The sequence below is a fragment of the Pedobacter glucosidilyticus genome (assembly GCF_002483235.1).
GTDB classification, from domain to species: domain Bacteria; phylum Bacteroidota; class Bacteroidia; order Sphingobacteriales; family Sphingobacteriaceae; genus Pseudopedobacter; species Pseudopedobacter glucosidilyticum_B.
In genome coordinates, this window is record NZ_DLHN01000029.1 from 132,041 (window position 1) to 144,044 (window position 12,004).

Sequence of the window (12,004 nt, forward strand, 5' to 3'; positions counted from 1 at the left end):
CGTCTTACTATTATAAACGGTTGTTTAGTTACCGTCAAATAACCAAATTATTTATAAATATCTGAAGCTTGTCAAATTATCAAGACTCTTGTATAAAAAGCTTTATAGATAACGTTTTATAAATAGTTCCGTAAAAAATGGAAAGGAAAATGTACCATGAACAGATTAAAAAAATCTTTGTCAGTTTTGGGGATAAGCATCTTATTCCTAATCGTAAATGCTAACACAAGCCAAGCACAAAGTAGAAGTGTTAGTTTACAAACCTTTTATGATGAGCTTTCTTATCATGGAGATTGGATAAATAACCAAGAATATGGCTACGTTTGGCGACCAAATGTTGGTAACGATTTCAGACCTTATTATACCAATGGAAGATGGGTAATGACAGAATATGGCAATACCTGGGTTTCTGATTATGAATGGGGTTGGGCTCCTTTCCATTATGGACGTTGGTTTTACGATAGCTATGATGGATGGATTTGGTTACCCGATACAGAATGGGGACCAGCCTGGGTAGAATGGAGAACAGGTGGCGGATATTATGGATGGGCGCCCCTGGGACCAAGAATATCTGTTAATATCAATATTGGCAGAAGATATTATCCAGACCACTATTGGGTTTTTATACCTCAAAGATGTATTTATTACCCTTCATATTATAGATATTGGGAACCAAGAAGGAACGTAGTTATTATCAGGAATACAACGATTATAAATAATGTTTATGTAAACAGAAACGTTAGATATAACAGCGGCCCCAGAGTTGAGGATGTAAGAAGAGCTACCAGACAAAATGTTACCGTATATAAAATTAATGACAGTAACAGACCAGGCTCTGCAAGGGTAGAAAGAGGCACAGTAAATGTTTATCGCCCTCAGGTAGAAACAAGAAAAGATGCAGCGCCAAGAGCTATTGCTAATAATACTTCAAGACCATCAAGAACAGAAACAGGCACAAGACCTTCTTCTAATGATAATAGGGTTGCGGATAGAAATGAAAACAATGCCAGACCAGAACGGGTAGAAAGGCCTAGCTCTCCTGCCAGACCAGAAACAAATAACTCAACACCCTCTAGACCGGATTATAATAGCAGACCAGAGCGTGTAGAAAGACCTAGTTCTTCTGATAGGCCAGAAACAAGTAATTCCGCACCTTCCAGACCAGATTACAATAGCAGACCAGAACGGGTAGAAAGAGAAAGACCCTCTTCTACACCAACAGAAAGCAGAAGTTATCCTTCTGGGGATAATAGTAGAAGATCTTCTGGCTCAGAAAGAGCACCATCTGCTCCTCAAAGAGTAGAAAGAACATCTGCGCCAAGTTCTTCTCCTTCAAGACCATCAAGTGGCAGTAGTGAGAGAGGAAATAGCAGTAGAAGTAGTTCAGAAAACAGCTCAAGATCTGGAAGACCAAGTAGGTAAATACCTTATAATTTTATAAAATGGCTGTCTTTTTTAAAAAAGACAGCCATTTTTTTATGGCATCATTACAGTATTTATTATCTTTCGGGATATGACCGATTTTCTACCTCTATTTGACCCTTTAAACCAAGCTTTGATTGATTTTCTTAAACAATTAAATGAAAAAGATTGGCAAAGAGCTACCGTTTGTAAGGGTTGGACAGTAAAAGATATTGTAGCACACCTCCTTGATACTAGCATAAGAAGATTATCATTAGGACGAGATGATTACCAACATGTACAACAAGAATTTGCTACTTATGAAGACCTTATTGCCCATATCAACAACCTAAATAAAGAATGGGTTGCAGCGTCTAAAAGACTTAGTCCAAAAATTCTGATAGAACTGACAAGCAAATATCAAGATGAATTAATAGCTTATTTTAAGACATTAGACCCTTTTGATATGGCCCTTTTCCCGGTAACCTGGGCCGGAAAATCACACTCAGAAAATTGGTTTGATATTGCCAGAGAATACTCTGAAAGATGGCTTCATCAACAACAAATACGATTTGCTTTTAACAATCAAGAGATTTTAGACCCAAAATTCTATTCTCCATATTTAGAAATTATTATGGAAGCTCTACCATACACCTATCAAAAAATTAACGCAGAAATAGGCAAAACAGTAGCGCTGGAAGTTGTAGGGCCTGCTGGAAAACGCTGGACCATAACAAAAGATAAAAAGTTTTGGATTTTTGATGATGAAAATAAAGAAGCTGATGCCTTAATCTATATAGACCAACAAATAGCATGGCTTTTATTCTCTAAAGGCATTAGGGCAGAAGAAGCTGGGCAGTTTTATCAAATTCATGGCGAACGCAATTTGGCACTTCCAGTATTAAATATGCTCACCATAATGGCATAAAAAAAGCACCTGCTTTGGGGCAGATGCTTTTTATAGTATATAAATAAATTTTTAGTTGTTAGAAGATGCTTTTGCCTCAGCTTTCATAGCTTCGTTTGCAACAATTACAATTTCTACACGTCTGTTTTGAGATCTTCCTTCTTCTGTATCATTAGAAGCGATAGGCTCATTTTTACCTTTTCCGCTTGATTTTAAACGACCAGTACTAACACCTTTAGAAACTGCATAAGATCTAACAGCATTTGCTCTTTCTAAAGACAATTTATCGTTAACAGCATCAGAACCAATAGCATCAGTATGACCAATAATCATGATATCTGTATCAGGATATTTGTTTAAAGAAGCTGCTAAGTTATCTATGTTTTGTTTAGCTGCGGCTGATAAGGTTGATTTTCCAAACTCAAATAGCAACCCAGAATCAAATTTTACAATGATACCTTCTCCAGCAGGGATAACCTCTGCACCTGGTATAGATTGCTCTAACTCTTTAGCTTGTCTATCCATTTTTCTGCCAATAAAAGCACCTGCTGTACCACCCAAAGCACCTCCAATGATAGCACCAACGGCTGTATTACCAGCTTTGTTACCAATTAAAGCACCAATAGTACCCCCAGCAGCAGCTCCAATACCAGCACCTTTTTGTGTATTGGTTAAAGAATCACATCCTGGTAAAATGGTAGTTGCGCCAATGGCAAATGCTAATCCTAAAACAGATATTTTTAATCTTGAAGTTTTCATATTATTTATTTTGATATTTATAGTTCTATTAGTCAAAGCGAATGCCAAAAATAAAAAATTAATTTGATGGTAAGTATTTTAGGTTGCGGATGGTTGGGAATGCCTTTAGGTAAAGCCCTTATCGGTTCTGGTAAATTGGTGAAAGGGTCTACAACTAAGCCACATAAGCTTGAAGAAATTAGCAGACAATCAATTGTATCATTTTTGATACAATTAGACGATTTGTCTAATGAAGCTGAGTTGATGGAATTTTTAGATAATGAGATATTAATTATTAACGTTCCCCCTGGCAGAAATTATATAAATGCAGATGATTATCCACATAAATTAGCTCGATTGAATACCCACATCAACCAAAGCAATATCCAAAAAATCATTTTTGTTTCCTCTACTTCTGTTTATGAAGAAAATAATGATGTCGTATTTGAGGACAGTTCTATCAGCAAAAACCCATCGGCACAACGCCTATTTCTGGCAGAAGAAGTATTCAGAAATAATCCTAATATCCAAACTACGGTAATAAGAATGGCTGGTTTGATTGGGCCAAACCGCCACCCCGGAAGATTTTTTGGTGGTAAAACACAAATACCTGATGGTTTAATACCTGTCAACTTGATTCATTTAGATGATTGTATTGGGATTATCGAAGAAGTTATCAAGCAAGATTATTGGAGACAAACCATCCATGCGGCGGCGCCAAGTCATCCAACAAAAAAAGAGTTTTACAGCTTAGCATCAGCTATTTATAACAATACCAAAGCAGATTTTATAGAAGAAAAAGGGAAGTTTAAAATCATTAATCCAGATAAATTGGTCAATGATTTAAATTATCAATTTAAACATCCTGATTTAATGGCGTGGCTTCTTCAAAGTCATCAAAATTAAGAGATGATTTATCCAAAACTTCCCAGGTATGGTCTGCTAGAAGTTTTACTGTAGAAACAAACTTTTTAAAGGTTTTAGATCTGCCCCACTCTGCAGGCGCTATCATACTTACCAAAAAGGTATTATCCTCTTTCTGATAAAGATGGTATAATTGCCCAATAACAGGCTTAAACTTCATCTCGGCAGTATAAATCAATTCTGATATTTTTAAGCGCTCCTCAATATCCTTAACCTGCTGCATAATCAATTCGGCCTGTTTACGAAGCATGGTCATTTGCTGATTGGCCTGCATGTGCATAGACTCTACCGCGTTTGCTCTTAACTTATTTTTATCAATAGGTTTAATTACCGGAGAGCTAACCGTTAAAGGTACCGGAGAAAATTTGGCTTCACCCGTATAATAAAGAGATTTTTCCTTGCTTTGTGAAGTGCTATCCTGCTCCATGTTATCTAATACTTGCTAGCAATAACTTATCTCTGCAAAAAAAGTTTTAATAAACTCTGCAAAATAAGCCTTTCAGGTACTCGCCTTCGCTAAAAGAAATCCTAACGGGGTGATCCTCCGGCTGGCAAAACTGATGTATAATTTGAACTTCTTTACCAGCATCAAGCGCTGCCCAAGCAATTACTTGCTTAAAAGTTTCGATATCCATAGCTCCAGAACAACTAAAAGTAGCTAATAAACCGCCTTTTTTAAGAACTTGCATACCTAAGCGATTTAAATCTTTATAGGCTCTGGCTGCCCTATCTAAAGAAGAGCGAGAAGGTGCATATTTAGGTGGGTCTAGCACAACAATATCAAAAGTTTCACCTTCCTCTTTTAATATCCTCAGGTATTTATTCACATCAGACTGTATAGCAACAGCTTTCCCTTCATCAAACTGGTTAAGTTGGATATTCTTTTTTAAAGTTTCTACCGCCAAAGCAGAACTATCTACCGCAGTAACAGAAGCAGCATCATTTAACAAAGCATTTAAAGTAAAACCTCCGCTATAGCTAAAACAATCTAAAACATTTTTACCGGTAGCATAAGAAGCTACTATTCTTCTATTATCACGTTGATCACAATAAAAACCAGATTTTTGTCCCTCTAAAATATTGATCAGGTATTTAACACCATTCTCTTTAACTTCTACAAAATCGGGTGGTAAGGCTCCCCAAAGTAAAGTACCATGTTGAGTTTGCAAGCCATCATGCGCTCTGGCAGAAGCATCACTTTTATCAATAATACCTTTAACATTTAACAATGTTGATAAAGTATTCACGATGGTTTCTTTTACTTGCTCTATGCCACTGGTAAGGATTTGCAAGGCCAGATAATCTCCAAACCTATCTACTATAAGACCAGGTAAATAATCAGCCTCGCTAAAAATTAACCTACATGTGGTAGTATCATCATTTTGCAAATGCTCACGAGCTTTAATGGCAGCTTCAATTTTAGTTTTCCACCACTGCTCATCTATGGTAGCGTTTTCATCCCAATCTAATAATCTTACGGCAACTCTAGACTGGTCGTTATAATATCCATAAGCTAAAAAATCAGCATCAGCATCTAAAACCTTAACCACATCGCCATTTTGTGGTTTGCCTTTAACCTGTGCCAATGCGCCAGAAAATACCCAAGGATGTCTTTGTAAAACAGCTTTTTCTTTAGTCTTTTTTAGAATAATATCTACCATAGTGCGCAAAAATACTTAAAGAGATTGATAATGCTTTAAATTAGGGAACATTACATTTTACAGATAAAATAGAACTTATGAGGAACTACTTTTGTTAAAGAACAGAGAAATAAATTGATAAGAGATGTTAAATTTTGAGTTTAAAAATCCTACCAAAATACTTTTTGGCAAAGGACAAATAGCCAACCTAAGTAAAGAAATACCCGCAAATGCTAAAATTTTAATGGTTTATGGCGGTGGAAGCATCAAAAGCAATGGTGTATACCAACAAGTTAACCAAGCTTTGGAAGGTTTTGATGTGATAGAATTTGGTGGTGTACCTGCAAATCCAGAATATGCGGTATTACTCGAAGCCTTAGCCATCATAAAAAAAGAAAACATAAGCTATATTTTAGCCGTTGGCGGAGGCTCTGTAATAGATGGTGTTAAATTTCTGGCATCAGCCGCTTTATATGAAGGCGATGAACCTTGGGATATTTTAGCCAAGGGCATCAGAACAGAAGTTGCTTTACCATTTGGTACGGTTCTAACTTTACCTGCAACAGGCTCTGAAATGAACTCGGGCTCGGTTATATCCAGAGCAGAAACAAAAGAAAAACTAGCGATGGGAGGCCCAGGCTTGTTTCCTGCTTTTTCTATTTTAGACCCCGAGGTTATTAAATCTATCCCGCAAAGGCAAATTGCGAACGGCATAACCGATGCCTATACGCATGTTTTAGAGCAATATATGACTTACCCTATTGGCGCATGCTTGCAAGATAGATTTGCTGAAAGTATCATGCAAACTTTAATAGAAGTGGCTCCAAAAGTAATGGTTAACCCCGCTGATTATACCGCTGCGGCAGATTTTATGTGGTGCTGTACTATGGCCTTAAACGGTTTAATACAAAAAGGTGTACCAACAGACTGGGCGGTACATGCCATGGGGCATGAACTTACCGCTTTATACGGAATAGACCACGCCAGAACTTTAGCTATTATAGCGCCTAGCCATTACCGATACCATTTAGCACAGAAAAAAGAGAAATTAGCCCAATATGCAGAACGCGTTTGGGGTATCGAAGAAGGCTCTGTGGAAGAAAAAGCCAATCAAGCGATAGTTAAAACTGAAGAATTTTTCCATTCTTTAGGAATAAAAACTAAATTATCAGAGTATACTGAAGCCTATGAAGGAACTGCAGAAAGCATTGAGGAGAGATTTAATACGAGAGGCTGGAAAGCCCTAGGCGAACATAAAGCTATTACGCCAGCAGATGTTGCCAAAATTGTAAGCATGAGTTATTAAGATGAATAAAAATTTAGAGAAGCTTTTCAAAATTGCTCAAAAAGAAGAGAGAATTATTCTCGGCCTCATGTCTGGAACGTCTTTAGACGGCTTAGATATGGCTTTATGCAAATTTAAAGGTACTGGTTTAAGTACCTCGGTAGAAATCCTGCATTTTGAAACTTGCGCTTATGAAAGCTCTTTTAAAGAAGCTATTAAACAAGTTTTCTCTAAAAAAACGGTCGACTTAGAATTGCTATGCTTATTAAATGCGCAAATAGCCAGACAACATGCTGAAATTATAAACCAAACTTTAAAAAAATGGGGCTATACTTCAAATGATGTAGATGCTATTGCCAGTCATGGTCAAACGGTTTACCATGCACCTAAAATCAAGCATCAACTTAACAACTATCCTGATGCGACTTTGCAAATTGGTGATGGTGATCATTTAGCACATTTAACAGGTATTATCACGCTGAGTGATTTCAGACAAAAAAATATAGCAGCAGGAGCAGAAGGCGCTCCGCTTGCTGTTTATGGAGATTATTTACTTTTTGCTGATGAAGAAATAGATAGAATTTTATTGAATATTGGTGGTATAGCTAATTTTACTTATTTGCCAGCGAAAAGAAAAGCAGAAAATATTTTCTCTACCGATGTTGGTCCTGGAAACACCATTTTAGACCAATATATGATGCAAAAATTCAATTTGTATTTTGATGAGGATGCCAAATATGCTAAAAAAGGAATATGCAATCATGATTTATTAGAGGCTTTATTAGCTGATGATTTTTTCACCAACCCTATTCCAAAAAGCACTGGACCAGAGCATTTTAATCTAGTTTATTTAAATGAGGCACAACAAAAAAGTAATACCAGCTATTTAAAAGCAGAAGATGTTTTGGCAACCTTATGCGAATTTACTGCCATGGGTATTGTTAAAGCTATTCGAGATAACATCAGCGTAAGCGGAGAAATAGAAATTTTGATAAGTGGCGGCGGTATGCATAACCCACTTTTGGTAGAGCGCTTGATACATCATTTACCAAATCTTACTTTTATAAACATGCAAGAGGTTTTGGGTATTAACCCCGATGCTAAAGAGGCTTTATTATTTGCTTTATTGGCTAATGAAACTTTGTGTGGCCAGCCTGATGAATATGACTTCCCCAATCAAGAGAAATTACCAAAAATTAGCATGGGAAAACTGAGTTTTCCTCAATAAAAAAGCCGATTTTGAATATCAAAATCGGCTTTTTTATGTTAGTTTATTTTATTAAAAAATCTTAAACCCTAAGCTTAGGTGTAACAAACTTTGTTTTAATCCATCATTTTTATTGATGTCTTGTAAACTGGTCTCATATCTTAAATCAACAGACAAGTTACCAACATCAACACCGGCACCAGCTTGTAGGTTGGTTACAAAATCTCTGTATCTATAAAAATCCGGATCAATAGCTTGCGAAAAATTATCATCATCCGTATTTAAATTAAACTGAAAAGCAGGACCAGCCATCAACCTAAAGTTTAGTTTATCACCCCCTATTTTAGCACCTAGTAATAAAGGAACATCTAAAGTTGTAAATCTGGCTTCACCGCTTTGTACCACAGTGTTGCCGCCAACGGTTGATCGGAATTCAAAATCAGATCCTTTAGACCCAATATAAAGCTCGGGTTGCAAGTAGAAATTACCACCAATTCTAGACCATAAACCTAGTTGATAACCCAAAATTCCAGATTCATCAATCTCTTGATTTTCTGCTTTAATGGTGGAGTAATTTAAACCTCCTTTTATTCCTAGATTAAACTGAGCGAAAGAGCTACTTGCACATAGCAGGGCAAATAAACTCAAGAATAGTATTTTTTTCATTTTCGTTTTTTTAATTTGTTGTAAGCCCTAACACAAATTGGACCAAATTATTGTTTGTATTTCTAAATAATGATAGGGAAATCCCTTTACAATTAAGTACATTATTCTATTTTTGTATCAAATATAAAACCATGGCAGAGATTACAATAGCTATAAAAGATTGGGACAGGCTAAAAATAAAGCTAAAAAGAAAATACAATCATTTAACAGATGATGACCTGGTTTTTGCACCTGGCAAAGAGGATGACCTCATCAATCATCTGCAAGAAAGACTGCATAGAAATAGAGAATATGTGGTTTTTACACTTAAAAAAGGTTTAATCAACATAGATAATAACAGACTTTAACAAAAAAGAGGTTTGATTAAAAATCAAACCTCTTTTTTGTTAAAAAATCACCTGTTAATTATTTGACCCTCTCCATCTTCTCTGACCTTCTCCCATCTCTTCCAGATTATTTTTTCCGGCAAATTTATTAATACGCATGGTAAAGGTAAGCATGAAATATTGTGCTAAACGATTGCTTTCTCTTTCTACCCTAATATTTGAATTAACCGTATTGCTAACCCCTACATTTTCATCTAATAAGTCAAATGCTGATAATCTTAACGCTCCTGTTTTACCTTTAAAGAATTGCTTTTCTAAATAGGCGTTGATGATAAACGGATTTACGCTAACGCTGTTAAAGCCACTGTTTAAATTTTTATCGGCCTGAGTTCCAATTAAGAAAGTTTTGGTGAAATAAATTTTACTATCAAAACTAAAACTCCAGGTATTAACTTTTGCATTTGCTCTTTCGTTCAAAGTATTATCGTTAACATTATAGCTAAAACTAGCTGCTGGTACAATTTCTAACCATTCTTTTGGTTGTATTTGTAATTGTAAACGCTGACTAAGCACTGTATTTCTTGCGATATTTCTTTCGCTATTGATAAAAGAGACCTGATTATTATAGTTTGCAGACCCTCTAAAACCTAAAGTATATTTTTTCTCGTTAAATGCTTTGGAGAAGAAATAAAAACCATTTACTGCATAAAAACCATTGGTATTTAAATATTGGGTTTCTTGTAGAGCCCCAATAGCAGAATTTTGTATCCTGATGGTATTGGTAACTATCTTATCCTGAGTGAAATTATAAGATATATTAGTAAAGAATGTTCTACCAGACTCTGCATTAAAATTATTGAACCTGATGTTAAAATTGTTATTAAACTCGGCCTCCAAATTTGGATTACCTCTTACCGGAAACTGTGGGTTTGAATTATCTACCACTGGTTGTAATTGATTATAACTAGGCTGGTTACTTCTACCGTTGTAGTTTACTGTAAGTTCTTTTGTTTTAGAAAATTTATAGTTGAATCTACCTGAAGGGAAAATATTTACAACTTTTGTTTTTGTTGTGGTACCTAAAGTTATAGCGTTACCCGTTAAAACTGATGGTTGCACCCCCATACCTACAGAGTAGTTGTATTTAGCTTCTCTTACCCGATAATTTAATCCAAACCTATTGGTAACAAACTGAAATTCGTATTCGTTACTTAAATTTTCATCAATAATAGGTGTTGCATTTTGTGTTTGGGTAGAAAATACTGTCCTGTTATTTTTTATATTGTTGTAATTGTATTCATAGTTGAACTCTAAACCTGCTGTTTTAGATAAAGGCTCGTTATAAGAAAAACCCAACTTTATGTTATCATTTCCATTATCATTCTCTATAAGTTGTCGCTGATATTCTAAATCATTAGGATTAGCCGCTAAAAAATTAAAATTTTCTGTTTCTTGATTTCTTAAGTTTGAATTGGTGCTAAAATCTGCATTAAGGGCTAAATTTCTTTGCGGTTTCCTAAATTTATGATTAAACAAAATAGCAGTACTAAAATTAGGGGATCTTGAATCGCTAAAATCATTGATACGACCGTTAGAGAAAAGATTATCATCGTTACTTATAGAAAATGTTGATATATCTACCGCATCTCCTGTGGCATAGCTAAACCTTGGCGTAATTTTCAAATAATTTAAAGAGTCTATTTTATATTCAATATTAAAATCAAACCTATGGCTGAGGTTACCATTATCAGCATTACTAAAATCTAGGTTTTGTACTACTGAGGTTGTATCTAATATTTGTTGAAAAGACCTGTTAAAAGTATTATTATCTCTGGAAGCAATACTATAGCTGCCGTAAGCGGTTACTTTCTTACTCCATTCATCACGATAGTTTAAGCCTAATGATTTGATATTGGTTAAACCATCCGCATTACCGCCACCAAAACCACCACGACCGCCTCTGCCTCCACCACCACCTGTACCTTGGGTTAAGCTAAAAATATTTGCATTGGTATTATTCAAATTCGCTAGCGCTGATATTTGCCTGGCATTATTAAAATGAGCAGCAAAAACCGATGCTTGATAGCGTTCTAAATTACCTGCCCCAACAGTCCCTCTGGTGATATAACCTTTATTTCTATCAGGTCTTATGGTAAAGTTTAAGATTCTTTCTGGTTCGCCATCTCTTACACCAGTTAGGTTGGCTCTATCGCCATAATCATCAATAATTTGTACGTTTTCTAATAAATCTGCCGGGAGTTGCTGTGTTGCAGTTTTAACATCGCCACCAAAAAAATCTTTCCCGTTTACACGTACTCTGGTAATCGCTTTACCTTGTGCGGTTACATTACCCTCCCGATCAACCTCTACACCCGGTAATTTCTTTAATAAATCTTCTGCTAAGGCATTCTCTTTAAGTTTATATCTATCTGCTTTATATTGTAAGGTATCTTCTTTAACCAATACATCTGGTGTGCCATCTACTACAACTTCACCTAGCTGTCTGCTATCAGGAATAAGTATAATACTACCTACTGATATGGGTTGCTGTGCTTTTTGGCGTTCTAAATTATAACTCTTGGTTATCGCTTTAAAGCCTAAAGCAGAAATAGAGAGTGTAAAAACAGGAGATTTTATATTTTTAAAGGTAAAATTGCCGTCCAAATCTGAGCCAGTTAAAACCGTATCTGAAATTGATACCAATTTAATTGATGCACCAATAACGGTAATTCCGGTGCTATCTTTTAATTGCCCCGTAACTGTGATAGGTTGACTTTGTGCAAAGGTTTGTACAAAGATTAAGGCAAATAAAATACTGATGAAAAAATTTTTCATTTATAAGTTTAGGTGAGTTCGACTGCAAAATAAGGACTATTTTTTTTGATTTAAGTTTAAACGCCTTTAAATATT

General features: G+C 35.6%; 11 protein-coding genes. 6 read left to right on the forward strand and 5 right to left on the reverse strand.

Annotation, left to right across the window (positions count from 1 at the left end):
• Positions 1-156: 156 nt before the first annotated feature.
• Together B2745_RS13600 and B2745_RS13605 are read left to right on the forward strand one after the other, a co-directional pair.
• The gene (locus B2745_RS13600; RefSeq protein WP_304067670.1) at positions 157-1,422 is read left to right on the forward strand and encodes a DUF6600 domain-containing protein; all 1,266 of its coding nucleotides are present in this window, start codon (positions 157-159) and stop codon (positions 1,420-1,422) included.
• Positions 1,423-1,513: 91 nt separating this feature from the next.
• Positions 1,514-2,329 (forward strand): maleylpyruvate isomerase N-terminal domain-containing protein, encoded by an 816-nt coding sequence (locus B2745_RS13605; protein WP_304067671.1) that lies wholly within the window; start codon positions 1,514-1,516, stop codon positions 2,327-2,329.
• A gap of 51 nt (positions 2,330-2,380) precedes the next feature.
• On the opposite strand, the gene B2745_RS13610 is transcribed toward B2745_RS13605, so the two are convergent.
• Positions 2,381-3,067 (reverse strand): OmpA family protein, encoded by a 687-nt coding sequence (locus B2745_RS13610; protein ID WP_026905300.1) that lies wholly within the window; start codon positions 3,065-3,067, stop codon positions 2,381-2,383.
• 66 nt (positions 3,068-3,133) lie between these two features.
• Between B2745_RS13610 and B2745_RS13615 the strand changes: the two genes are divergently transcribed.
• Positions 3,134-3,952, forward strand: coding sequence for an SDR family NAD(P)-dependent oxidoreductase (locus B2745_RS13615; protein WP_304067673.1), 819 nt, complete (start codon positions 3,134-3,136; stop codon positions 3,950-3,952).
• Here B2745_RS13615 and B2745_RS13620 read toward each other — a convergent pair.
• Entirely contained in the window at positions 3,903-4,397 is a 495-nt protein-coding gene (locus tag B2745_RS13620) for a DUF2452 domain-containing protein (protein WP_304067675.1), read from the reverse strand. The genes B2745_RS13615 and B2745_RS13620 overlap by 50 nt on opposite strands.
• Positions 4,398-4,443: 46 nt before the next feature.
• The gene (locus B2745_RS13625; protein WP_304067677.1) at positions 4,444-5,631 is read right to left on the reverse strand and encodes a class I SAM-dependent rRNA methyltransferase; all 1,188 of its coding nucleotides are present in this window, start codon (positions 5,629-5,631) and stop codon (positions 4,444-4,446) included.
• A gap of 124 nt (positions 5,632-5,755) precedes the next feature.
• Between B2745_RS13625 and B2745_RS13630 the strand changes: the two genes are divergently transcribed.
• Together B2745_RS13630 and B2745_RS13635 are read left to right on the forward strand one after the other, a co-directional pair.
• The gene (locus B2745_RS13630) at positions 5,756-6,916 is read left to right on the forward strand and encodes an iron-containing alcohol dehydrogenase (RefSeq protein ID WP_304067680.1); all 1,161 of its coding nucleotides are present in this window, start codon (positions 5,756-5,758) and stop codon (positions 6,914-6,916) included.
• A 1-nt stretch (position 6,917) separates the two neighbouring features.
• Positions 6,918-8,123, forward strand: a complete 1,206-nt coding sequence (locus B2745_RS13635; protein WP_304067683.1) for an anhydro-N-acetylmuramic acid kinase — start codon at positions 6,918-6,920, stop codon at positions 8,121-8,123.
• A gap of 51 nt (positions 8,124-8,174) precedes the next feature.
• Here B2745_RS13635 and B2745_RS13640 read toward each other — a convergent pair whose 3' ends face one another.
• Entirely contained in the window at positions 8,175-8,768 is a 594-nt protein-coding gene (locus B2745_RS13640) for a porin family protein (protein WP_304067686.1), read from the reverse strand.
• A gap of 131 nt (positions 8,769-8,899) precedes the next feature.
• On the opposite strand from B2745_RS13640, the gene B2745_RS13645 reads away from it, so the two are divergent.
• Positions 8,900-9,115, forward strand: a complete 216-nt coding sequence (locus tag B2745_RS13645) for a hypothetical protein (protein ID WP_026905306.1) — start codon at positions 8,900-8,902, stop codon at positions 9,113-9,115.
• A 54-nt stretch (positions 9,116-9,169) separates the two neighbouring features.
• Here the strand turns inward: B2745_RS13645 and B2745_RS13650 are convergent, their stop codons facing one another.
• Positions 9,170-11,929 carry an outer membrane beta-barrel protein gene (locus B2745_RS13650; protein WP_304067689.1) on the reverse strand — a complete coding sequence of 920 codons (2,760 nt, stop codon included), beginning with the start codon at positions 11,927-11,929 and terminating at the stop codon, positions 9,170-9,172.
• Positions 11,930-12,004 lie beyond the last annotated feature (75 nt).